Below are 24,163 nucleotides of genomic sequence, written 5' to 3'. Positions count from 1 at the left end.
CCCGGCTCAGTACAGTGCCGCCCGTGCGCCTGCCTCAGACGAAGACCACGATCGCCCTCCTGACCGCCTGCGTCCTCGCCGGCACGGCGTGTTCGAAGGCGGAGACCGGGCTCGGTTCGGAGTCCGCGGACGCCATCACCGGCAAGGCCAAGGCGGCGGCGGCCGGGACCGGGGCGGTGCACGTGCAGGGGGTGTGGAAGATCCAGACCCAGCAGTTCAGGATCGACCTGCGACTCAAGCGCGACGGCGGGGTGGGCACCGTGGTCACCGCCGACAGCACCATCGAACTGCTGCGCATCGGCCAGGATCTGTACGTCCGCGGCGACGCCCGGCTGTACCAGGGCCGGGACGGGCGCGGCGGGGCGGACGTCGAGCAGTCGGCGCAGGCGTTGCGGGACAAGTTCGTCAAGGTGCCCGCCTCCGACCCCAGTTACGCGCGACTGTCCGGCTTCACCCGGATGCAGGACATGATCACCGATCTGATCCGGCTCAACGGCAAACTCAAGAAGGACGGCCGGGAAAAGGTGCGGGGCGTCGAAACGCTCAAGGTGGTGGCCGACCGCGGGCGCGGCGGCGAGTTGCGGGTGGCGCTGACCGGGACGCCGTACCCGCTCAAGTACATTCCGTCGCCGAGCGGCGGAGCGCTCGAACTGTTCGAGTACGACCAGGACTTCCCATTGGTGCTGCCCCATGCCGACGAGGTGCTGGACTACGGCACGCTGACCGACGGCAAGGACCCGTCGGGCAAGCCGACCGGCAAGCCCACGGAAAAGCCCGGCGGGCCGGTGCCGGGTACCGACTGAGCCCGGCCGCGCGGGCTCCGGGATACCGTTTCCGGGAGCACGACGCGGGAGCACGACGACGCGGACGTGCGTCGAGGCGGTCGGCGAAACCTACGAGACATCGAACGACGAGGGAACCAGGCGATGGATCACGTGCGACGCGGCTTCGTGGTGGCGACGGCGGCGGTATCGGTCACGGTGCTGGTCGCCGGGTGCAGTCCGGGACGGCCCGCGCACCGCTCGTGGCAGGCGCCGGTGGACGAGCCGACGGCGGGCGCGCCGCTGGGCAACCAGGTGGACGGGCTCGACCCGGCGGCGATCCTGCAGCGGGCCCAGGCCGCGACGGCCGCCGCCAAGTCGGTACACGTGAAGGGGGAGTTGGCCGTCCCGGGCACGGCGGGCAAGCCGGCCAAGCCGTTCAGCGTGGACATGCTCTTCACCAGCACCGGCAGCGCGGGCCAGATCGTCGAGGACAACACGACCGCGTACATCACCCGGGTGCAGAACCAGGTCTGGTTCCGGGGCGACGCGAAGTTCTGGTCCAAGGTCGAGGGCGCCACCTCCGAGGTGGGCAACCACGACAAGTTCGTCCAGGTGCCCTCCGGCGACAAGAAGTACAGCGGCATCGTCGAGAACACCTACGTCGAGCGGCTGACCAACAAGCTGATGGGCAAGCCGGGCAAGCTGGAGAAGGGCGCGGTCAAGCAGGTCAACGGACATCGGGCGATCGCCCTGGAGAACCGCACGCCGGGCGCGGGCGGCGTCATCTGGGTGGCCACCGAGGGCGCTCCGTATCTGCTGCGCATGGAGTCCGCCGCCGACGCGCGCCAGGCCGGCGCGTTCGACTTTCTCGCCTACGGCGAGCGGGTCGACCTGCACGCGCCGGACCCCAAGGAAGTGGTGGACAAGGACCTGACCACGCCGGGGCGGTCGACGAGCGGCGGAAACGGCTCCACCGGCCCCGGCGGCTCCACCGGGCGTCCCTCGACCGGCGCGCCCGCCACGGCCTCGTCGGGCACCAGCCGCCGACCCGACATCGGGCGCACACCCAAGCCGCCGGTGCCGACGGGGCTGAGGAGCGACCCGGTGCTGTTCCCCTGAGTCGCGCTCGACGGGTCTCTCCCGAGTTGCGCCCGACGCGTCGGCGCGGGCTCAGTCGCGCCGGCGCAGCCGGCCGATCGACCAGTTGAGCGGGGACGCGCCCCGGGTCACCGCGGGTGAACCGATCGGCACCGCGCGGCCGGCGTCGTGGGGCAGCGCCCGGGCGGACCCGGTGGGGGTGAGCCGGACCAGGTCGCACTCCCGGGCCCAGCGCGCGGGCTGCTCCTCGCCGTCGGGCGCGTTCAACCGGGCGGCGTGCAGGGCGAGTACGGCCGGCTCGTAGCCCGGATCGCCGGGCGCGACCACCGCGACCCGCGCGGTCCAACCCGGCAGCCGGCCGCCCTTGTCCTTGCTGCGCACGTCCACCAGCACGGTCGCGGCGGCGGTCAGGCCGGGCACGAACTGCTCCACCGCGCCGGGCTCGCGGGCGGTCACCAGCCACGAGGCGCCGTCGAGCCACACGTGCCAGACGGGGCGGGCCGGGGCGGGGGCGACGGTGAGCCACAGCAGGCCGGACTTCTTCGCGGCTTCTTCGAGCAGCGCGGCTTCTTCGAGCAGCGCGGCCTCTTCCGGCAATGCCGCTGCTTCGCGCGGGGCGCCTTCGGGCGTGCCGTCGGTGTCCGTCATGCGCCACAGCGTCCCACAACGCGCGGGCCCCGAACGTGCGCCACCTCATAGTCCCTTTCGGGTGACCCGTCGGTAACCTGACCGCACGATCCGCAGCACTGGGAGGACCAGAGACATGGCCGCCACATCGCGTAGCTTGCGTTCCCGCCGTTCCTGTATGGCCGTACCCGGCAGCAACCCGCGCTTCATCGAGAAGGCGCAGGGGCTCCCGGTCGACCAGGTGTTCCTCGACCTGGAGGACGCCTGCGCCCCGCTCGCGAAGGAGGGCGCGCGGCATACCATCGTCGACGCGCTGAACAACGGCGACTGGGGGGACCGGATCCGCGTCGTGCGGGTCAACGACTGGACCACCCACTGGACCTACCGCGACGTGGTCACCGTGGTCGAGGGCGCGGGAGCCAACCTCGACGCGATCATGCTGCCCAAGGTGCAGGACGCGGGCCAGGTCAAGGCGCTGGACCTGCTGCTCACCCAGATCGAGAAGACGGTCGGCCTCGAGGTCGGCCGGATCGGCATCGAGGCGCAGATCGAGAACGCCCGCGGCCTGGTCAACGTGGACGAGATCGCCGCCGCGTCGCCGCGCGTGGAGACGATCATCTTCGGTCCGGCCGACTTCATGGCGTCGATCAACATGAAGTCGCTGGTGGTCGGCGAACAGCCGCCGGGCTACGACACGGGTGACGCGTACCACTACATCCTGATGCGCATCCTGATGGCCGCGCGGGCCAACGACCTCCAGGCGATCGACGGCCCCTACCTCCAGATCAAGGACGTCGAGGGCTTTCGTCGAGTGGCCGGCCGCTCGGCCGCGCTGGGCTTCGACGGCAAGTGGGTGCTGCACCCCGGCCAGATCGACGCCGCGAACGAGCTGTACCAGCCCACCCAGGCCGACTACGACCACGCCGAGATGATTCTCGACGCCTACGACTGGTGCACCTCCGCCGAGGGCGGGATGAAGGGCGCCGCGATGCTCGGCGACGAGATGATCGACGAGGCCTCGCGCAAGATGGCCCTGGTGATCTCGGCCAAGGGCCGCGCCGCCGGGATGCAGCGCACGCAAAAGTTCGAGCCGCCGAAGGGCTGACGTCGGATCGGTACGACGGCGAGGGGCGGATTCCGGGCAGCCGGACCCGTCCCTCGCCACACGCCCGGTGGCCCGGATCACACCCCCGGATCGGCTCCGGGTCGGGTCGGCGCGAGCGTGGATCGGCGTCCGGCCCCCACCGGGGCGGGGCGGTCGTCTATCGTGTGCCCGGGCCGGAGTACTTCGGCGGGCAAAGGGCAGCAGGAGGCTGGCATGCAGGGTGGCTTGACGGTGTCCGTGCACACCCAGGGCACCTCTTCGATCGTCACGGTCGCCGGTGAGATCGATGTGGACAGCGCCGCCGCGGTGCGGGACCGTCTGTTCGAGTGTGTCGATCAGGGCAGTGTGCGTTTGGTGATCGACTGCTCCGAGCTCGACTTTTGCGATTCGACCGGGTTGAACGCGTTCCTCGCCGCCCGACTGCGTGCGCAGGCCGCGGGCGGAGCGGTGCACCTCGTGGGCGTTCAACCGGCCGTTGCGCGGGTATTCGAGATCACCGGTGCGGTACAGGGGTTCACTTTCCACGAGACCCTGGCAGAGGCGGTCGGAGAGTAGCCCGTGACTTCTGGTGTCCTCCAGCGGGATGCGGGCAACTATCACCGCGTAGCAGCGTGAGCGAGGTGAGCCAATAGATGTGCGCCATGCGATCGCAGGCGCCCGGCGACGGGGAGGCCTGTTTCTCCACCCCACCGCTTCGTCAGGTGCGCAGACTGCCGTTCGAGGGTGCGGCGGGGGCGGTGGCGCGCTCGCGGACGTTCATCCGCAACACGCTCCACGCGTACGGATGGAGCGGCTCCGAGGACGAGCAGGTGCTGCTGACCTCCGACGACGTGCTGCTCGTCGCGGTCGAGTTGGTCACCAACGCGTGCCTGCACGCGGGCGGCCCGGTGGAGCTGCGGGTCGTGCGGACCAGCGAACTGCTGAGGATCGAGGTGGACGACCGCAGCGAGGAGCCGCCACAGGCGAGGTCGCCGCACTCCGGAACGCGACCGGGGGGTCACGGACTGCACATCATCCGCCGGTTGACGCTGGACTGGGGCGTGGTCGTGCACCGGGAGCAGGGCAAGACGGTCTGGGTGGACATGCCCGTGCCCGAGGCGATGCGCTGAGCCGACGGGCCGGGGGCGTACCGGGCCGAGGCCGGTCCGGGCGGCCGATACCCTGGAGCACATGTCTGCCTCTTCGGTTCGTGTTCGCTTCGCTCCCTCTCCCACCGGCATGTTCCACGTCGGTGGCGCTCGTTCCGCGCTGTACAACTGGGCCGTGGCGCACAAGGCCGGCGGCGTGTTCGTGTTGCGGATCGAGGACACCGACGAGGCGCGCAACCGGCCGGAGTGGACCGACGGCATCCTGAGCGCGCTCGCGGCGATCGGGATCAGCTCGGCCGACCCGGCCTTCGAGGGCCCCTACTTCCAGTCGCGGAACACGACGCTGCACCGCGAGTCGGCGGTCCGGCTGTTCGAGGCGGGCCGCGCGTACTACTGCGACTGCACCCGCGAGGACCTGGAGGCCCGGACCGGCTCCAAGCACCTGGGCTACGACGGCTTCTGCCGCGAGCGCGGCCTGGCGGCGGGCGACGGGCGCGCGCTGCGCTTTCGTACCCCGGACGAGGGCGTCACGGTGGTGGCCGACCTGGTGCGCGGGGTCACCGAGTTCCCGAACGCCTCGCTCGAGGACTTCGTGATCGCCCGGGGCAACGGCTCGGCGGTGTTCCTGCTGGCGAACGTGGTCGACGATGTCGACCAGAAGATCACCATGGTGATCCGCGGCGAGGAGCACCTGTCCAACGCGGCCAAGCAGCAGCTCCTGTGGGAGGCGCTGGGCGCGACCCCGCCGCAGTGGGCGCACCTGCCGGTGATCGTGAACGAGAAGCGGCAGAAGTTGTCCAAGCGCCGGGACAAGGTGGCGCTCGAGTCCTATCTGGACGAGGGCTACCTGCCCGACGCGCTGGTGAACTACCTGTTCCTGCTCGGGTGGGGCCCCAAGGACGACATCGAGATCCGGCCGTACGCCGAGCTGGAGCAGCTGTTCGACCTGCGCGACGTGAACAAGTCGTCGGCCTTCTTCGACGTGAAGAAGTTGTCCTCGTTCAACGCGGACTACATCCGGGCGCTGGACGCGGACGCCTTCGTGCGCGCCTGCGAGCCGTGGCTGCTCGGGCCGAAGGCGCCGTGGGCGAAGGAGGCGTACGACCCGGCCGTGTTCGCCGAGGTGGCGCCGCTGGTGCAGACCCGGATCACGGTGCTGGACGAGGTGCCGATGTACGTCGACTTCCTGTTCCTGGCCGAGCCGGCCGACGACGAGGCGGCCTGGGCCAAGGCGATGAAGCCGGGCGCGGCCGACGTGCTCACGAGCGCCCGCGACGAACTCTCCCGGGCCGAGTGGAACGTCGACGCGCTCAAGGCCGCGGTCGAGGCCGCCGGCGCCGCCCACGGCCTCAAGCTGTCCAAGTCCCAGGCCCCGGTCCGCGTCGCCGTCACCGGCCGCACCATCGGCCTGCCGCTGTTCGAATCCCTCCAGGTCCTCGGCCGCGACCGGGTCCTGGCCCGCGTCGACCGCGCCCTGAAGCGCCTGGCCGAGGCCGAGTAGCCGCCGGCCCCGAACGGGGCGGGCCCGCACGGCGGACGGCCCCCGCGACCGAAGTCGTGGGGGCCGTCCGGGTGTTCGGGTACGCGGGTCAGCTGATCGAGAGGGTCAGGGTGCTGGTGTAGGTGCCGATGGCCTGGTAGGCCGGGACGGCGAGGGACAGGTCGGCGTCGGCGGAGAACGTGCCGCCCGTGCTGGCCCCGGCCGGGGCCGAGGCCAGGGTGGCGCCGGTGCCGATCGGGCCGGTGCTACCGGGCACCGCGGTGCTCGGCGAGCCGGTGCCGGTGGTCACCTTCGGGGTCCAGGTGAACTTGTCGGCGCCGATCTTGCCGCCGCTGCCGTTGGTGAAGTCGGACACCGAGCCGGTGAGGGTCCACCCGGTGTTGCCGCCGCGGAAGTCCTTCACGGTCACGGTGTTCAGTGCGCCGGTCATGTTCTGCGCCTGGCCGTTGAGCGTGATGTCCGACAGCTTGATGGCGCCGGCTTCCTGGGTGATGGTCAGACCGCCGGCGACGACGTTGCCGGTCACGGTCTGGCTCAGGTCGCGGCCGGGAACGGTGACGCGGAACGGCTTGGTCACCGTGGTGTCTTCCGAGCCCTCGTTCACCTTGATCGCGGTGATGTTGTCCTTGCTCACCACGAGGTCGGTGATGTTGATGGTCCCGTCCGCGGCGGCCTCGGTGTACGCGCTGACGTCGTCGTCCTGGACGTCGCCGGCCATGCCGTACGCCAGGACGTAGTTGCCCGGGGTCCAGCCGGAGCCGGTGATCACCACGGTGGTGCCGACCGGGCCGTGGTCCACGCTGAGCGAGATCTTGCGCTCGACCGCCTTGACCTTGACCACGCCGCTCAGCGCCTCGACGCCGCTGCCCTTGACCTTCACCTTGTAGTCGCCGGCGGCAACGTTGTTGCGGACCGTCACGGTGCCGGCGAGCTTGTTGCCCGAGCCGACGGCGAGGGTGTTGCCGGAGATCTTGGCGGCGTCGCAGGCCGAACCGTCGGCGGCGCACAGTTCCGGAGTCAATGTGCCGGCGGGCCAGTTGTTACCGGCGATGGTGATCTGCCCACCCGCGCTGACCTCGCCCGGGGTCGCGGTGACGGTCGGGTCCGCGGTGCTGGAGCCCTCGACGTTGATCGTGGTGCCGGGGGCGACGGGCGTCACCGGGGTGCACGCCGTGGCGACGTCGCTGCCGAGCCCGGCGTCCACGAACGACGTGTAGTTGCCGGGGGCGAGGTTGAGCGTGCCGGGCTTGGTCAGCGTGATGCTCGTCGTCATGTCCGACAGCTTCAACTCCTCGCCGGGCGCGGCGTCGGGGTTGATGCGCGGACCCTCCACCGGCACGGAGGCGGTCTGCGCGCCGGTGAGCAGGACCTCGCCCTTGGGCAGCGCCTTGTTCTCGCCGACGTGGATGCCGAAGGGGGTGTTGACCGGCACCACGCCGTACTTGAGCCACTTCCACGTCACGGTGACCTGGTCGCCGACCGTGTAGGTCGCCTTCGCGGGGGTGACCTGGATGTCCATCTTGAGGTCACCGTCGGCGATGTCGGCCAGGAACGGGTTGGTGCAGTGCGCGCGGTAGTCGACCGAGGCCGCCGAGGCGGACGGTGCCAGCGCGATCAGACCGGCGGTACCGGCCATCGCCAGCGTGCCGATCAGCGCGGTGCTTCTGCGTGGAGCGATTCTTCGCATTCGGGACACTATTCTCCTCGCCGGGATGGAATATGCCTACCGTCACTGTGGAGCAGAACTTCGACATCCGGGGAGAATGACCTGCGGCGTTTGTCGCCGGCGAGGGCGAGGTCGGCCGAACCCTCGTCCGGAATGTGCGGGGTGCGTGGCGGTGGTCGGCAATAGATGGTCCGACACCGTATTCATCCGGTAATCGCTGACAAAGTCAATAACTGTTCCGCGGGAATCCTGTTGGCACGTGTCAACAAGATCGACTTCCGGCGGAAGCGGGATGGGAATGGCGTATTCCGGTTCCGGAAACGCGGCGGAGGCCGCCGTCCGGGGTGGACGGCGGCCTCCGCGTGTGGTGCGTCGAGCGAGGTGCTTTCCGGTCGGGTCAGGTCACCTTGAACGGGGTCGTGGCCAGCCGGTCGGAGTGGAAGGTCTCCGAGGCGATGATCCCGGTCGTGTTCGACTTGGTGATCAGGATCCAGATGCTGAAGTCGCCGTTGGCGTTGGCCCACGCGCCGGCCCAGTCGCTGGTCTTGGAGTCACCCGCGAGACCGTTGACGTTGACCCACGCGAGCGAGCCGTAACCGTGCCCGGTGACCAGGACGAACGTGCACGGGCTGCCCGAGGTCTTGTCCAGCTCCAGCCAGCGGCGCTGCACGGTGATCGCGGTCAGCGCCGAGTTGCCGCCGCCGTCGCTGAGCTTGAGCTTGTAGGTGCCCTCGCCCACGTTGCCCGCGATCGTCACGTTGCCGGCCAGCGCGCCGTCGGCGGCGATGGTGAGCGGGCCCGAGCTGATCCGGGCGGTGCTGCACGCCGAACCGTCGGCCGCGCACAGCGACGCGGTGGCCGAGCCGTTCGGGGTCCAGTTGTTGCCGGACACCGTCACCGTGCCACCCGCGTGGGTGGACGCCGGCGACGCCGACAGGGTGGCCGGCAGGGCCGCGCCGATGGTGAACGGAGCGCTCACCAGGGTGGTTTCGTCGGTGCCCTCCATCAGGATGATCGAGGTGATCGAGCCCAGGCTCGCGACGAAGTCCGGAATCACGATGGAGCCGTCGGCGGCCGACTGGCCGTAGACCAGCGTGTCGTCGAGCAGGTTCCCGGCCGCGTCCCGACCGTAGGCCAGGATGTAGATGTTCGGGTTGAAGTTCTTGCCGGTGATGGTGACGCCGGTGCCCACCGGACCGCGGTTCGGACTCAGCGAGATGGTCCGGGCGACCGCGTTGATCTTGACCGGGGTGAGCGCCTCGCCGGCGCCGACCTTGACCTTGAGCTTGTAGTTGCCGGTCGGCACGGTCGCGACCGTGTTGATGTTGCCGGACAGCGCGCCGTTGGCCACCACGAGGCTGTTCGCCGCGATCCTGTTGGCGAGACACGCGGCGCCGTTCGCGTCGCACAGCTCGACCGAGGGGGTGCCCGCGGCCCAGTTGGCGCCGGACAGCGCGACCTGCGAACCGGCGTTGAACTCACCGGGGTTCGCGCTCAGTGTGGGGGCGCCCGTCGAGGGACCGTCCACGGTGAGGGTGCGCGAGACCGCGACGGGGTTGATCGGCGAGCACTTGGTCTCGACCTTTTGCCCGACCGCCGTGGTGAAGGTCGAGTAGATGTCGGGGGTGAGGCTGACCTGCCCGGCCTGGGTCAGGGTGAAGGAGCCGACCGGGTTGCTCAGGATCAGGTCTTGGCCGGGCAGCGCCTCGGGGTTGATCTGCGGCCCCTGGATGGCGAAGTTGCCGGTCTGCGCGCCCGTCAACTTCACCGTGCCGACCGGGTAGGTCGAGTCCTTCGGCACCTTCCCGACGACCGGGATCGACGGCGGCGCCTTCGGGTAGAGCTTCCACTGCCACTCGACCGAGACCACGTCGCCCACCTGGTAGGTGCTCTTGGCGGGGGTGACGACCAGGTCGATCTTGACGTTGCCGTCCGGCGGGTTCGAGTACGGGTTGGTGCAGTGCGTCGCGTAGTCGACGGTGTCGGCCTGCGCCGAGGGGGCGATCGCGACGAGCGCGCCGGTGCCGGCGACGGCCGCGGCCGCCGCGATGGCGACCAGTCTGCGGGAAGCGATTCTTCGTATTCGGGACACGGTTCTCCTAGCCGGGTGGGGAAGTGCCGAGTGACGCGTGGTGCGGAGGTCCGGCTCGCCCCGGCGGTGCCCGATGGCTGCCGATTCGCCGATCACCGCCACGTACGTCCGTCGGGTACGGACGTCGGAAGCGATGACCGAGAAGCGTGGAATGGGACGGGGAAGGCGAACTCCGACGTGGTGCTGGTGCCGAAGATCTAGCGAACAAAGCCACAGGAAGCAATGCGCAAATGGTGATCATCTTGGTGTCACGTGTCACCATGATCAACTTTGATAAACCATCGAAGGAAACCCTTTCCAAAGTTGACCGTGTCAATAGGTCGGGCTCTTCGAATGCTGGTTCTTGCCCGGTTAATTCATCTACAAAACCGTATTGACTTCTTCCGCTTACGCAGTTTCACTCATGGCTGTGCCGGAGGGGCCCCGAAGCGGGGCGAAGCGCCCCGACCCGGATCCCGATCACCTCGGCCGTCCCCTGTGGCGGTCGACGTCGGGATGCCCGCCGGCAGCCTCACCGTGTCCGCCTGCGTTCGCAGGCCAGGGAGAACGTGCGCCACCACCAGGTCTCAGGAAATCGACGACAAGGAGCTCCACCATGTCCCGTTCCAAGATCACCACCACCGGTATCGCCTGCGTGACCGTCGCGTTCGCGGCGGCGGTGGCCCTGTCCGGTACGGCGCACGCGGTTCCCGATTCCCGGGGGGTGACGCTGACCTGCCAGGACAGCACTGGTAAGACCTGGGTCACCGGCGGCGCCGGCACCCTGACGTCGAGCGACCCGGGCGGCACCAACCCGCAGAAGATGAAGCTTGCTTCGCCGATGGTGGCGCCGATCGCCATCCCGGCGAACTCGCTGGCCACCGTCATCCGCACGGTCCAGACCGGCGCGGGCGCGGGCACCATCCGCGACTTCGTCGGCACGGTCAACCCGCCGATGAACGCCGGCAACCCGATCACTCTCGGGGCGATCCCGGCCACGGCGCGCCTGGCCGCGGGCACCACCGTGCGTCTGCAGGACACCTCGGCCGGGGCGCCCAGCGCCACCAACTGGTCGATGAAGATCAACACCACCATTTCCGGTTCGTCGGTCGACATCTACTGCGCCGGCAAGCAGGACGCGGCCTCGGGCGACTTCAGCTTCTAATCGCCTCCCCGGTCGGGTGCTCCCGGCGAGCACCCGACCGGGCCGAGGACGCGGGTGTGACGGTCTGCTGCTGCAAAAGCCTGCCCGGGCGGTGTTCGCGCCGCCCGGGCAGGTGTTTTTCGTTTCCCGGGTCCCCGCCCCTTGCGGTGCGACAGAGGCGGGACGGAAATAGTGGGACCGTTTGAATCCGGTGTCACGTGTCACCGGCGGAAAATTCGATAAACCGCGATTCGCATGCAAGAAGCGGGTCGCGTATTCGCGTTCTCCGGGACAAGCCGGTCCGGGTGTGGTCCACGAGTACCCGATCGGCACGAACGTGGCTCCTCGGGCCCGTGTGTGGCTCGGTGCGGCAGGAAGGAATGGACTCGAGGCCGGACGTCCGCCGCCGGGAGGGCGGGATTGCCCGGCCGGCCGCGGGCCGCCCCGCCGATGGCCTCGTCGGAGGCGCTCCGGAAGTCGCCGATTACATGATCGGAAAGCGGTGGATCCGAGGGCCGAAGCCATCCGCGCGGCGCTCCCCTTTTTGTTTTGGATGGGCATTCAAACGACTGGAATCACAGTAAGTAATCGAGCCTGTATAGTGACGCGTGTCACCATGATCAAAATTATGTAATTGATGATCATTGGCAATGGGCGACAGGTCTTGGTCAATATGGTTGGAAGGTAGTCGATGATCACTTGGCAATGCAAAGATGGACAATAGGCATTGACTTCTTTTCGGCATCCCGCTTCACTCTCCCTTGCCGGGGAACCGAACTCGAAGCAATGCGGATCCTTCTGCGGTAACAGCGGCATCGCTGCACCTGTCGATGTCGAGATACCGGCCGGCGGTACCAAAGCCCTGCCCACCGCGGGTGGTCGGGCGGGCGTGTCTTCGTTCGGAAAGCCGTGAAAGGAGCACTACCTTCATGTCTCGTTCCAAGATCGCCTCGGTCGGCATCGCCTGCACGGCGGGTGCCTTCGCGGCCACGATGGCCCTCTCGGGTACCGCCTCGGCCCTGCCGCCGGAGAGTCACACCGTCAGCGGCATGACGTGTGTGGACATTCTCAGCAGCACCGTCTGGGCGTCCGGTGGTACGGGCACCCTTGCCTCCAGTGACCCGGGTGCGCCCAACGCGCAGAAGATGAAACTGACGTCGTCGATGACGGCGCCCGTCTCCATCGCGCCCAACACGCTCACCACCACCATCCTGTTCACCGGCGGGATCACCTTCTCCGGGACGGTCAACCCGCCGATGAACGGGCCGGTCCCGCCCAACCCGGGCAGCCAGATCACCCTCGGCCCGGTCGCCGCCGGCTCCCGGATCGCCTCGGGCACCACGACGAACATGGTCTCGACGTCCGGAACCCCGACCGCCACGAACTACTCGGTGCGCATCCAGGCGTCGTTCTCGGGTCTGCCGCCGGCCGACATCCGTTGCACCGGCAGCCAGGCCGGGACCTTCACGTTCTGATCCGACCGGCTCTCGACCAGGGAGCCGGAGCCCTCGGCTCCGAACGCACCGCGCGCCCGTCGTGGCGGCCTTCGGGTCGCCACGACGGGCGTTGCCCATGTATCGGCACTTCGCCGACCGCCTCGATGATCGGCCGACTGGGGGAAGGACCCCACATGATTCGTTCCAGGCTCGCCACAACCGCCGTCGCGTGCACCGCGGGCGCATGGGCCGCGGTGACCGTGCTGTCCACGTCCGCGTACGCGATTCCGCCGGAGTCGAGGTCGGTCGGCATCAGCTGCGACGACTCCAGTGGAATGGTCTTCGCCGGTCCCGCGTTCGTCTCCGGGGCGCTGACGTCGAGCGCGCCCAGCCCCTCCCTGCCACAGAAGCTCAAACTGGGCCTGACAATCAGCAACCCCGCGAACATCGCGCCCAACTCGGCCACGATGGTGTTCCGCACCGTGCAGACCAGCAGCGGCGGATCGGGCGTCGGGACGGTGTTCGATTTCGCGGGCACGACTCACCCGGCCTGGGGCCCGGTCCCACCGATGGTCATGGGCCCGCTTTCCGCTCCCGTGCGGATCCCCGCCGGCACCGCCCTGCGACTGAAGACCACCACCGGCACGCCGAGTGCCGCGAACTGGTCGATCAAGGTGCACAATCCGGTGGCGGGCAACGACATCTACTGCGTCGGCAGCCAGAACGGCGTTTCGGCGGACTTCACCTTCTGAGCCGGTCGCCGCACAAACGTCGGCCCCGGTATCCACTGCGGATACCGGGGCCGACGTTTGTGCGGCGCGGGCTACTTCACCGTGATGCCCGCCATGCCGAGCTTGTCGAACTTGAAGCTCGTGTCGATCTCGACCGCCGTGATGCCGGTGGTCTTCTTGCTCGTGACCAGGATCCACGAGCTGAACCTGCCGTTGCGGTCGGTCCAGGCCAGGCCGAAGTTGAAGGTCGGGTTCGCGCCCTCCACGCCGGCCAGCGCGATCAGCGTGTTCGGGGTGAAGTTCTCCCCGGACACCTTCACGAACGTCCACGGCCGCACCGTGCTCTTGCTGAGCGTCACCTTGCGCTGCGGGACCGGGACCTCGACCTTCTTCACGGTCAGCGGCGTGGTGGCGGTGCGACCGCCGTCGGTGACCTGGACGCTGTACGCGCCGTCCGCGGTGCCGGGGGCGACCGTCACGCCGCCGGAGAGCACGCCGTCGGCGCCGATACGCAGGCTGTTGGCGGAGATGCCCGCCGGGTTGCACGCGGTGCCGTCCGCGGCGCACAGGGACGGCGTGGGGGTGCCGCCCTTGGTCCAGTTGGTACCGGCGAGCGTGGTCTCCTTGCCGGCCTCCACGGTGCCCGGGGACGCGCTCAGGGTGGCCGTCTCGGGCGTGCTCTGCACGGCGATGCTCTGCACCACGCCGGAGGCGCCGGTGACCGCGCACGGCGTGGTGAAGTTGCCGTACGGCGTCACCGTGGCGGTGGTGGTCTTGGTCGGCGTCAAGTCGACGGTGCCGGTCGCGGTGGCCGGGATCTGGAGCCGGACCGAGAACGGCGGGCTCTGGATCGGCGTGTTCGCAGGGATGTCGATCGTGGTCTCGGCGCCGGCGAGGGTGACCGAGCCGGTCGCGCCGCCGGACAGGGCGAAGTCGATCGACGGCGTCATCTTGATGCCACTGAGCGCGGCGGGGCTGGTCGCCGGGCTCGGGCCGAGGGTGATCTTCAGGTCGACCGTCTCACCGGGCTTGGCGGTGGTCGGGCCGTCCACGGTGACCGACATCGGTCCGGTCTTGTCGCCCTGGCCGAGCGGCAGCGAGCACGTGACGGTCGGCGTCGCGGTGCCGGCGAAGGCGGCGGGGGCGGCGGCGAGGAATCCGGTGATCGCCAGTGTGCCCACGCCGAGTCCGGCGGTCAGGCGCTTGGTGCGCTGCTTCATGAGGTGCGGCTCCCTGTCCTGCGTTCCTTGCCGGCGGCGGGCGTTGGCGTCGCGTCGGCGGCATGGGGGCGGATACGCGCGTGGCTAAGTGGAACGTGTTCCAGAAGTGGGGCGGGTCACATTGATGCGCTTTCGCCTGTCGAAGTCAAGAGGTACGAAAGCCCCCGCCGGCCCTGCGGGAGGTCTTCGGCAGAGCCCTGACCTGCACTGACACGTGTCGTCCGGAAGCGGTGGAACAAGTTCCACTTTCCCCGGTCGCGAGGTGCCCCGGTCCGGACACGCGAACGGGGCGCTCCCGCACCGAAGGTGCGGGAGCGCCCCGCGTGGGGCCGACGTGCCGTCAGGAGACGGTCAGCGTCAGGGTTCCCGTGTACGTCCCGGCCGCCTGGTACGCCGGGACCGCGAGCGACAGGCCCGCGTTCGCGCTGAACACGCCACCGGTCTTGTGCGCCGGATCCGTGGACGCCGCCGAGCTGCACAGCAGCCCGCCGTTGACCGTACCCGCCGAGCCGGTCACGACCTGGCTCGCCGAGTTCGGCTCGGCCGCACACCGCGGTGTCCAGGACAACGCCGAGGCGGGCAGCGAGTAGCCGCCGTCCGCCTTGAAGTCCGAGACGGAGCCGGTGAGTTGCCAACCGAGCGTGCCCTTGCGGGCATCGGTGACGGTGACCGCGTTCAGCGAGCCCGTCATGGTCTGGTCCCGGTTCGCGAACGGCACGTCCGCGAGCAGGACGCCGGTCCCGGCCTGGGTCATCGACAACGTGCCCGGTTCCTCGCCGGGACCGCCGCCCTCGACGGTGAACGGGGCGAGCGCCATCTTGTTGCGGTCGTTCTTCTCCGCCGCCCGGATCTGGGTCGTCCCGGGTTTGGTCACCGTCAGATCGACGGCGAACGTCCCGTCGGGACCCGCGGCGACCTCGGTGCTGTCACCGGTGAGACCCAGGTTCGTGTCCAGGGTCTCCAGCACGACGGCCGCGCCGGGGGTGAAGTTGTGCCCCGTCACGTGCGCCTTCGTGCCCGAGGGGCCACGATCCGGGGTCGCGGTGATCGCCCGGGGCAGGACGACCGCCGAGGTCACCGTGACCGGTTGGGACACCGAGGCGATCCCCACGGTGACCTTCACCAGGTAATTCCCCGGCGGCACCTGCGTACCGAGCGTCGCCTGGGCGGTGAGCGCACCACCCTTGGCCACCGAACCGGTGCCCGCGGTGAACGCGGAACCGACGCAACCCGAACCGTCCTCCTGGCACAGCTGCACCTGAGGATTGCCCTGGCCGGTCGGCCAGTTCTCCCCGGACAGGTTCACCGGATCACCCGGCTTGAGCAGGGTCTGCGCGACCACCAGGCTCGGCTGGGCCGGCGCGCCCACCATGATCGACTGCGAGACGGCCGGCGTGCCGACGGGCGCGCCGCTCGACGCGATGGTGATCACCTTGAGGCCGTATCCCCCGGGCGTCAGGTCGATCCGACCCGCCTTGGTGACCTTGAAGGTGCCCTTCATGTCGTTGACCTTGAGCACGTCGCCGCCCGGGGTGGCCGGGTTGCCCTTGTCGCCGGTGACCTGTACGTCGCCGGTCTGCGCGCCGGAGAGCTTCACGGTGCCGCTGGGCGTCACCGTGTCCTTCAGCGCGACGACCCAGCTCGACGGGTTGCGCGGGTATCCGATCCACTTCCAGCCGACGGTGACCTCGTCGCCGATCTCGTACCACGTCTTGGCCGGGCTCACCGAGAGTGCGACCTCCGGTGACCAGTCGAACGCCGGGCCGTTGCCCCACGCCGGGGTGTAGCGCACGGTGTACTTGACCGGCTCGGAGTGCCGCATCGCGTCCTTGGCGACCGAGACCGGTACCAGGATCGACGTGGCGCCCGAGGCGATCCGCATCTGTCGCACGCCGTCCGACAGACCGGCGGCGACCCGGACCTGGCCCGACAACTTTCCGGAGGCGTCGACGGTGAGGGTGGAGCCCGACGCCCCTTCCGCTGCACAGGCGTTGCCGTTCAGGTCGCACAACTCGACACCGACCGGACCGACGGGCCAGTTCTCCCCGGTCACATCGATGCCCGCGCCCGGCCGGACCACGTTCCAGCCGAACGTCACGGTCGGCGCCTTGACCGCGCCGTCCACCGCGAGCGTCGCGCCCACGCCCGGCGTGCCGTTGGGCGTGCACGGCGTGTCCCAGCTGCCGAACATGTTCGCGGTGCTGGTGTAGCCGCCGGGGGAGAGCTTCAGCTCGCCCGGCTTGGTGATCTTGAGCGTGCCCGTCATGTTCGACAGCCACAACTTCTCGCCGCCGGGGGTCTGCGCGTTCTTCTGCGGACCCTCCATGGCGATCTCGCCGCCCTGCGCACCGGAGATGAGGACCTTGCCGCGCGGCTTGACCGCGTCGGCGTTCACGGTCACCGAGGACGGGTTCTTCGCCGCGTCCTTCCACGTCCAGGTGACGGTGACCTCGTCGCCGACGTTGTACTTCGCCTTGACCGGGGCGACCGTGAGGTCGACCTGGGCGTCGAAGTCGAACGGACCGCCACCGATGCTCGGCGGTACACAGTGCACGTTGTACGTCACCGGAGCCGCGTTCGCGGACTGCGCCCCCGCGCCCACGCCCAGGGCGCCGGCCACGAGGGCGGTGCCCAGTACGCCGGCGACGCGCTTGTTGCGGGATCCGGACCCAGTGCTTTCCCTGGTTCTTGGTCTGAGCATGTGGTGCTGTCCCTCCTCGGGATGCCTGCCTGGCCCGCCGGGGGAGCGAGCAGTCGAACACCACACCGGGACCGGTCCGTCGCCGTCGGTGACCCGCGCGGCGCGGGACGGTCGATTCGGTGCCGTGCGCCGATTTTCGACGTCGGCGGGGTGACACCCGACCCCGCCGCTGTCACCCGGTCTTTCCCTGCGATGAAACCTGTTCCAGAAAACGGCGCCTCCCATTGAGCCCTTGGGCGTTTGCGAAGTCAACAGCGGAACGCGTTCCGACGGCAACGATTTGTGTGCGCCGTCGGCCGGTGTCGTACACGCGGGCCCTATGGGCGAAAAGCGTTGGCGCGTACGGGAAATGGGCGACGGGACGCCCACCGCGCAGTGAGGGATTGCGGTGGGCGCCCCGTGCCGATCAGCCGGGCCGGCCAACCGTGACCGTGATCAGGAAATCGACAGGGTCAGCGTCGCGCTGTAGTCGCCGGCGCCCTGGTAGGCCGGAACCTTCAGGTCGATGTCGGCGTCGGCGGAGAAGGTGCCGCCGGTGTTGGTCGCGCCCTGCGGGACCGAGGCCAGGGTCGCGCCCGAGCCGATGGTGCCCGCGCTGCCCGCGACCGGGGTGCCCTTGGACTTCTCGTCGGCCTTGGCGGCCTTCGGCTTCCAGGAGAAGTGGTCGGCGGGAATGCTCTCGCCGGCCGCGTTCTCGAAGTCGGTGACCGAACCGGTCAGCGTCCACCCGGCGTTGCCGCCGCGCAGGTCGGACACGGTGACCGTGTTGAGCTTGCCGGTCATGGTCTGGTCCTGGGCGCTCACCGAGACGTCGGACATGCGGATGCCGCCCGCCTGCTGGGTGATCGCCAGGGAGCCGGCGGTGATCGTGCCGTCCAGCTTCTGGGTCAGGTCGCCCGGCTGGGTCGGGTCGACCTTCTTGCGGACCAGCAGCTGCGCCTGGCCGCTGTTGCCCTCGGAGTCGGCCACCGCGAGGGTGTGCGCGCCGTTGGCGACGTTGTCGGCGAGCTTGACGTTGCCGGTCAGGTTGCCGGACGCGTCCACCGTGAGGGTGGAGAACGCGATCCCGGCAGCCGCGCCGTCCAGCGTCGCGGTCACCGCGCCGGGGGCGAACTTGCTTCCGGTCAGAGACACTTCGCTACCCGGCTCGACCGCGGTCGAGGGCGCGTTCAGTACCGGCTTGTCGGCCGCGCCGACCTTGAGCGTGGCCGAGGGGGCGACCGTGTTCACCGGGTTGCACTTGGTCTCGGCGTCCAGGCCGAACGCCTTGGTGAAGGTCGAGTACAGGCCCGGGGTCAGCGTCACGTCGCCGGCCTGGGTCAGCTTGACCTTGCCGGTCATGTTGGTGAGCACCAGCTCCTGGCCCGGCAGGGTCTCCGGGTTGATCCGCTGCCCCTCGACCGCGACCGCTCCGGCCGCCGCGCCGCCCAGGGTGACGCTGCCCTTGGGCAGGGTGGAGTCCTTGTCCACCTTGCCGACCACGGGGATCTCCGGCGGCGCCTTCGGGTACGACTTCCAGGTCCAGGTGACGGTGACCTCCTCGCCGACGTCGTAGCGCGCCTTGGCGGGCGTCACCGACAGGTCGATCTTGAGGTCGCCGTCCGGGATCACCAGGTTCGGCACGATCTGGTTGACGCAGTGCGAGGTGTAGGTCACGTCGGCGGCGTTCGCGCCGGGCGCGAGGGCCACCATGCCGACGGTGCCGGCGATCGTCACCACGCCGAGCGAGGCGGCGAGTTGCCTGTTTGCCTTGAACATAGGGTGCGTTCCTTTTCTCGGATACCGCTCTGCCGGCGCCGGGGTGGGCGGGGCAGCCGAAACACCACGTCGCAGGACCGGGCGCGGGGGGCGGGACGCACACGTCCGCGCGGCCTCGACGGCGCATGCGCGTCCGGACGGGTGCCGTCGCGAAGTGCGGCCCCGCCGGTCGGTGGAACGTGTTGCAGAAATGATGCTTGATCATTCCGCTCCACCCGGTGTGCAAAGTCAAGGGATACGGCCGGAAAACCGGAAGGACGCCCTCCCCGTTCGAGCGAGGAGGGCGTCCCGGTGTCCGAGGGTGACTCAGCTCAGACTGAGCGTCAGATTTCCCGTGTAGGCCTCGGAGCGGGTGCCGCCCGGAAGGGACAGGCTCAGCAGGGCGTTGGCCTCGAACGCGCCGCCCGTGACGGCGCCGGTGCTCGGGTTCTGCCGACACAGCACCTCGGCGTCGCCGCCGACCGTGCCGGGCACGCCGGTGCCGACGGCGGCGGGCGGGCCCTCGACGGTGGTGCAGGCCGGGATCCAGGTCAGTCGTCGGGCCGGTACGACCTCACCGCCTTGGCCGATGAAGTCGCTGCTCTGCGCGGTCAGCGTCCAGCCGAGGGTGCTGCCGCGCCGGTCCTGGATGGTGACCGGGTTGAGCCGACCCTCCAACTCCTGTGTCGTGTCGCCGGGTCGGAACTCCGGCATGGTCACACCCGCCGAGTTCTGCCGCATGAACAGCGGCCCGGCGACGGCGTCGGCGGGGGTCTGCGGTACCTGCCCGGCCGGCGGGAGCGGGGGCACTCCGGGCGGGGGCGTGGTGCCCGCGCCCGGGATGCCCGCGCCCGGCGTGGCGCCGGTGCCGCCGAGGGTCGGGTCGCCGATCGCCCCGGCGGTGGGGCCGGTGGGCACGCCGCTCGGGGGCGGGGCGGACGGGGTGCCGCCGGAGCCGGCCGATCCGCCGGCCGACGGGTTGCCGGATCCGCCGGCGCCGCCCGGGCCGCCGGTGCCGGGGCCCGAGGTCGGGGGCGTGCCGACCTGGACGCTCGTCGAGACGGGCAGTCGGTCGGGGTGTACGGGGGTGCAGGGCGAGTCCTGGATCAGGAACTGCTGGAGTACGTACGCCCCGGGGGCCAGGTCGATCCGGCCCTCGGTCGCGAGGGTGAACTTCCCCGTCAGGTCCGCGACCGGCAGGGGTTGCGCGGCGCCGACGCCCGGGTGTCGGGCGGGGCCGGTGAGTTCGATCTCGCCGACCTGGGCGTTGGAGAGCCTGACGGTGGCTTTGGGGGTCTCGACGTCGGGGAGGACCCCGGCCCACGCCCACGGGTTGCGCGGCGGCGCGGCCCAGTGCCAGGTGACGGTGACCTCCTCGCCCACCTTGTAGGTGCCCTGCTTCGGCGGCGACACGGAGAGCTCGACCTTCGGCTTCCAGGTGAAGACGGGTCCGCCGGCGAGTGGTGGTCGGCAACTCACCTCGTGCTCCACGGGTGCCGCCTGTGCCGCGGGTGCGACCGCCGTGAGACCCGCCGCGCCGGCGACGAGGACGACCGCCGCCGGTATCGCGAACAGCCTCCTGCGGGGTGGAACCATGTGCGGGACGCTCCTTTCCGGGCCGACCCCGGGCTCGATCGAACGTGGTCGTCGATGTCCGGGCCGGCTTGAAACGTGTTCCATATATGGGCCAAACGCCCATTGATTCGGCATGCCTGACGTGGTGTCAAGGGATCCGGGCGGGCTGTGTCGCGTTCGGGACGTGCCGGCCCGCGGAGCTGTGCGGCGGCGGAGCGAGGCGCCGAGGGCGGGGTCGGGGTCGGCCCGGCGCAGGGCGGGAAGTCGGCGGGTTCGTAAGGGTTTGGCAAGGCGTGTGTACGCGACACGTGTCGAAAATGTGAGGTCATGTCAACCGTCTTGTCGACAGAGTGATTTCGCAGGTCGCGCGATATGGAACCGTGTCCGACGGATGCAGATTTTCTGCTTTTCGCTGTTGTCCGCTCATGCCACTTGTCGTACCGTCACCCGAAGATCTGACGTGACATCAAGTACTGGAACAGTCTCGATGTCTCCCGGATGCGCCGAGAAAGCCCCGCTCAGGGAAACGCAAGGCGTGTCCCCACCGGTGCTTGCGCGGTCCGGTTTTCCCGCCCGGTCCGCGCCTCGAAAGGGGGAAGTCGGGTGTGGCGACCGCGTGTACCCGATGAGTCGGGGCGCGTGCCGGGCCGGTGCAGGCCGACCCGCCGAAACGGCCCTGCCGATCGCGTGTCGCTCCGGCCGTTTCGATCAGGACTTCTCGACGAGCAAGAGATCCCCCCGAAGGGAGAACCACCGTATGGGCAGGCCCATTAAGCGAACAGCGGGCGGCTTGGCGGCGCTCGCCGTCATGGCGGGCGCCATGATGACTCTCGCGCCGCAGGCCGGCGCCGGGACATCGAACACGACGCTCAAGTGCGACTTCAGCGACCCGACGGTCAAGGCCGCCATGGGCGGCAAGGACTCGGTCACCGGCCCGCAGGCGTTCACCGTCACCGGTCCGGCAGACGGCACCGCCGGCGGCCAGATCAAACTGAACATCGACCCGGGGGTCAGCCCGGCTTCCTCGCCGCTCGGCACCACGGTCAAGATCACCCCGACGGTGACCTTCACCGCCAAGTACGAGGGCGGATCCGCCGTGCTCACCGCCGTGGGCGCGACGTTGGACCTGCCGCTCAAGGCCAACGCCGGGATCGACGTGCCCTCGTTCGCGGCCAACGTCGCGCTGCCCACGAAGGCCGCCGGCAAGGTGGACCTGCTGCCGAAGACCTTCGCGCTGAAGATCGACGTCGCCGATCCGAAGCTGACGCTGAACGTCCCGTGCGCGGTCACCGACGCCAGCCCCCAGCCCGCCTTCTCGGTCACCCTTCCGGCCGCGAGCACCACCGGGGGCAGCACCAGTTCGGGTTCGACCAGTTCGGGTTCGACCAGTTCAGGCTCCACCAGTTCCGGCTCCACCAGCTCCGGCTCGTCCTCGTCGAGTTCCACCAGCTCCACGGGAACCAGCACCTCGGGCACCACCGCCGGCAACGACTCGCTGGCCAAGACCGGTCCGATGGACGACGCGCTCTCGATGGGTCTGCTCGGCGGGACCGTCGGTCTGCTCGGCATCGGTGGCGTTCTGCTCGCGACCCGTCGGGTGCGCTCCTCGCGCAACGCCTGACCCGGACGCGGACGGTCGGCCTCCCGGCTCGGGAGGCCGACCGCGGCGCTTGCCGACGCTATTGACTCCGCGAGGCGATCGCGGGTGAATGGCTCGCCTGAATCTGTAACACGTTTCAGTTCACTGTGTGGGGTCCGTGTCCCGCAGGGGAATCGACGGACAGCGGGACGGCCGCCTCGGCCGTGTGCCACCGATCTCGAGCGAGGCGACCGCCCAGGTACGGCACCGGAGCGCCGGGCTCGTGGCAGTGCAGTGCTCCTCGGCACCCGCTCCGGTGCGGTGTTCGACCGCCCCGCCCCCGGTGGCGGCGGCAACCCCCAGAAGGGAGCAGCACCACATGTTCAAACCCAGCAGGAAGGTCACCGCGTCGTTCGGCGTCGCGATGATCGCGGGTACCGCGGGACTGGTCGCGGGTGCGCCGGCGGCGTCGGCCGCGTCGGTCAACCCGGACCTGACCTGCACCGAGCCGATCCTGCACTGGAACAAGTCCGGCAAGCAGACCTTCGACGTCACGCTCACGCCGGACACCGGTTCGGCACCGGGGACGGTGCAGGCCAAGATCGACGCGGGCGAGAACCCGTTGCGGACGGACACCCCGTTCAACGGCATCGGCTTCGTCGGCCAGTACACCTTCACCCTGAGCACCGGTGGCGAAGTAACCCTGACCGCACCGAAGTTCACCGCCGACATCAGTCCCACGAAGGGCATCGACCCGCCCGAGTTCACCGCCGACCTGGCCATTCCGCAGGCCGCGCCGGGGACCCGGATCGATCTGACGCTCAAGACCTTCGCGGTGGACGTCTACCTGCCCGGCAGCGCGAACAAGATCACCACCGCCACCTGCGCGGTGACCGGGAACAACGGCGTCGTCGCCTCGTACAAGGTCGCCGACGCCCCGCTCGACCCGACCCTGACCACCACCCCGGGACAGGTCAAGCCCGGCGACTCCCTCACCGTCGCCGGGGCGAACTGGCCCGCGGGTACGCCCGCGGTCGCCCTGTGTGACGCGAGCGGCAACGCCTGTGACTCGGCCAAGGTCACCGGCGCGCTCACCGTCACGGACGGCGCGCTGGCCGGTACCGCGACCATCGGCGCGACGGTCGCGGACGGCTCGTACCAGCTCAAGGTCACCGTGGGCGACACGTCCAAGACCTCGAACGTCACGGTCAAGGCGGACGTCCCGAGCAACCCGCGCAAGCTCACCTTGAACCCCACCCACGGGCCGGTCGGCACCAAGGTCACCGTCAACGGCGAGGGCTATACGCCCAACGCCGCCGTGTACGTGGTCCCGACCAACGCCGCCCACCAGCCGGACGTGCCCGGCATGGTGACCGCGACGGCGGGCGCGGACGGGAAGTTCACCGCCGAGGTCACGGTCACCAAGGCAGACACCACGCTGATCGCGGGGTCGGAGGACACCGCCAGCACGCTGTCCGCCGGCGCGCCGTTCACGGTCGACGGGGGCAACCCCCCGGCCGGCACGCTGAAGCAGGACCTCACCGGCTCGATCGCCGGCGGCGGCCTGACGATCTCCCAGGAGAACGGCGGGATCAAACTCTCCGACGTGACCCTCAACGGCACCCAGCAGAACATGACCGGCGCGCTGAACACGGTGACGGTCAAGGACTACCGCGGCGGCGCCACGGGTTGGACGCTGACCGGCGCGGTCACCGACTTCACCAACGGCTCCGGCGGCACCATCGCGGCGGACAAGTTCTCCTGGACACCGAAGATCACCCCGGGCGAGGGCTCGCCCAGCCAGGCCGTGGCCGGCAGCGCGGGTCCGATCGGCACGACCGGCGCCACCCTGGCCTCCGCGCCCAACGCGGCGGTCACCGGCGGTACCTTCGCGGCCGACGCGGGTCTGAGCCTGGCGGTTCCGGCCTACCAGGCGCCCGGCAACTACAGCGCGACGCTCACCCTTTCCATCTCCTGACCGACATCTCCCGCCGGACACCATCGGCGGGAGACCCAGAACGGCCCGGAAACCGGGGGCCCTTGGGGCACGGACACCATCCGTGACCCACGGGCCGCCGGCGGCGGGCCGCTGCGGATCGACGCAGAGCGGAGGGTGGGGC

18 protein-coding genes are annotated in these 24,163 nt (G+C 69.9%); 11 read left to right on the top strand and 7 right to left on the bottom strand.

The window, feature by feature from the left end:
* The first annotated feature begins 23 nt into the window (after window positions 1–23).
* On the top strand, window positions 24–803 hold the full coding sequence (locus ACH4XV_RS45390) for a hypothetical protein (protein ID WP_395799950.1): 780 nt from the start codon (window positions 24–26) through the stop codon (window positions 801–803).
* A 123-nt stretch (window positions 804–926) separates the two neighbouring features.
* Window positions 927–1,883 carry a hypothetical protein gene (locus ACH4XV_RS45385; RefSeq protein ID WP_395799948.1) on the top strand — a complete coding sequence of 319 codons (957 nt, stop codon included), beginning with the start codon at window positions 927–929 and terminating at the stop codon, window positions 1,881–1,883.
* 51 nt (window positions 1,884–1,934) lie between these two features.
* Here the strand turns inward: ACH4XV_RS45385 and ACH4XV_RS45380 are convergent, their stop codons facing one another.
* The gene (locus tag ACH4XV_RS45380) at window positions 1,935–2,510 is read right to left on the bottom strand and encodes a hypothetical protein (RefSeq protein ID WP_395799946.1); all 576 of its coding nucleotides are present in this window, start codon (window positions 2,508–2,510) and stop codon (window positions 1,935–1,937) included.
* Window positions 2,511–2,625: 115 nt separating this feature from the next.
* Between ACH4XV_RS45380 and ACH4XV_RS45375 the strand changes: the two genes are divergently transcribed.
* From ACH4XV_RS45375 to gltX, 4 genes are all read left to right on the top strand, one after another.
* Window positions 2,626–3,594 (top strand): HpcH/HpaI aldolase/citrate lyase family protein, encoded by a 969-nt coding sequence (locus tag ACH4XV_RS45375; RefSeq protein WP_379999802.1) that lies wholly within the window; start codon window positions 2,626–2,628, stop codon window positions 3,592–3,594.
* Window positions 3,595–3,807: 213 nt separating this feature from the next.
* On the top strand, window positions 3,808–4,149 hold the full coding sequence (locus ACH4XV_RS45370; protein WP_395799944.1) for an STAS domain-containing protein: 342 nt from the start codon (window positions 3,808–3,810) through the stop codon (window positions 4,147–4,149).
* Between the two features lie 86 nt (window positions 4,150–4,235).
* Entirely contained in the window at window positions 4,236–4,703 is a 468-nt protein-coding gene (locus ACH4XV_RS45365) for an ATP-binding protein (protein WP_379999806.1), read from the top strand.
* A 109-nt stretch (window positions 4,704–4,812) separates the two neighbouring features.
* On the top strand, window positions 4,813–6,183 hold the full coding sequence (gene gltX / locus ACH4XV_RS45360) for a glutamate--tRNA ligase (protein ID WP_395799968.1): 1,371 nt from the start codon (window positions 4,813–4,815) through the stop codon (window positions 6,181–6,183).
* Between the two features lie 88 nt (window positions 6,184–6,271).
* Here gltX and ACH4XV_RS45355 read toward each other — a convergent pair whose 3' ends face one another.
* Window positions 6,272–7,870: a hypothetical protein gene (locus tag ACH4XV_RS45355; protein WP_395799942.1), complete on the bottom strand. Its 1,599-nt coding sequence runs from the start codon at window positions 7,868–7,870 to the stop codon at window positions 6,272–6,274.
* A gap of 376 nt (window positions 7,871–8,246) precedes the next feature.
* Window positions 8,247–9,941 (bottom strand): hypothetical protein, encoded by a 1,695-nt coding sequence (locus ACH4XV_RS45350; protein ID WP_395799940.1) that lies wholly within the window; start codon window positions 9,939–9,941, stop codon window positions 8,247–8,249.
* 595 nt (window positions 9,942–10,536) lie between these two features.
* Here ACH4XV_RS45350 and ACH4XV_RS45345 point away from each other — a divergent pair.
* The 3 genes from ACH4XV_RS45345 to ACH4XV_RS45335 all read left to right on the top strand — a co-directional run bounded on the left by ACH4XV_RS45345 (window position 10,537) and on the right by ACH4XV_RS45335 (window position 13,252).
* Window positions 10,537–11,085, top strand: coding sequence for a hypothetical protein (locus tag ACH4XV_RS45345; RefSeq protein ID WP_380042974.1), 549 nt, complete (start codon window positions 10,537–10,539; stop codon window positions 11,083–11,085).
* A 908-nt stretch (window positions 11,086–11,993) separates the two neighbouring features.
* The gene (locus ACH4XV_RS45340) at window positions 11,994–12,539 is read left to right on the top strand and encodes a hypothetical protein (RefSeq protein WP_395799938.1); all 546 of its coding nucleotides are present in this window, start codon (window positions 11,994–11,996) and stop codon (window positions 12,537–12,539) included.
* A gap of 155 nt (window positions 12,540–12,694) precedes the next feature.
* Window positions 12,695–13,252, top strand: coding sequence for a hypothetical protein (locus ACH4XV_RS45335; protein WP_395799936.1), 558 nt, complete (start codon window positions 12,695–12,697; stop codon window positions 13,250–13,252).
* 71 nt (window positions 13,253–13,323) lie between these two features.
* Here ACH4XV_RS45335 and ACH4XV_RS45330 read toward each other — a convergent pair whose 3' ends face one another.
* The 4 genes from ACH4XV_RS45330 to ACH4XV_RS45315 all read right to left on the bottom strand — a co-directional run bounded on the left by ACH4XV_RS45330 (window position 13,324) and on the right by ACH4XV_RS45315 (window position 20,485).
* Window positions 13,324–14,451, bottom strand: coding sequence for a hypothetical protein (locus ACH4XV_RS45330; RefSeq protein WP_395799934.1), 1,128 nt, complete (start codon window positions 14,449–14,451; stop codon window positions 13,324–13,326).
* Window positions 14,452–14,791: 340 nt separating this feature from the next.
* Window positions 14,792–17,152, bottom strand: a complete 2,361-nt coding sequence (locus ACH4XV_RS45325) for a hypothetical protein (RefSeq protein ID WP_395799932.1) — start codon at window positions 17,150–17,152, stop codon at window positions 14,792–14,794.
* A 435-nt stretch (window positions 17,153–17,587) separates the two neighbouring features.
* Window positions 17,588–18,910, bottom strand: a complete 1,323-nt coding sequence (locus ACH4XV_RS45320; protein WP_395799930.1) for a WxL domain-containing protein — start codon at window positions 18,908–18,910, stop codon at window positions 17,588–17,590.
* 306 nt (window positions 18,911–19,216) lie between these two features.
* Window positions 19,217–20,485 (bottom strand): hypothetical protein, encoded by a 1,269-nt coding sequence (locus ACH4XV_RS45315; protein ID WP_395799928.1) that lies wholly within the window; start codon window positions 20,483–20,485, stop codon window positions 19,217–19,219.
* 736 nt (window positions 20,486–21,221) lie between these two features.
* On the opposite strand from ACH4XV_RS45315, the gene ACH4XV_RS45310 reads away from it, so the two are divergent.
* Together ACH4XV_RS45310 and ACH4XV_RS45305 are read left to right on the top strand one after the other, a co-directional pair.
* Entirely contained in the window at window positions 21,222–22,085 is an 864-nt protein-coding gene (locus ACH4XV_RS45310; protein WP_395799926.1) for a hypothetical protein, read from the top strand.
* A 337-nt stretch (window positions 22,086–22,422) separates the two neighbouring features.
* Window positions 22,423–24,021: a hypothetical protein gene (locus tag ACH4XV_RS45305; RefSeq protein ID WP_395799924.1), complete on the top strand. Its 1,599-nt coding sequence runs from the start codon at window positions 22,423–22,425 to the stop codon at window positions 24,019–24,021.
* Window positions 24,022–24,163 lie beyond the last annotated feature (142 nt).

The organism is Embleya sp. NPDC020630, from assembly GCF_044334985.1.
Taxonomy (GTDB): domain Bacteria; phylum Actinomycetota; class Actinomycetes; order Streptomycetales; family Streptomycetaceae; genus Embleya.
Note: the sequence above shows the minus strand (reverse complement) of the source record. Positions and strands in the feature narration are given on the sequence as shown.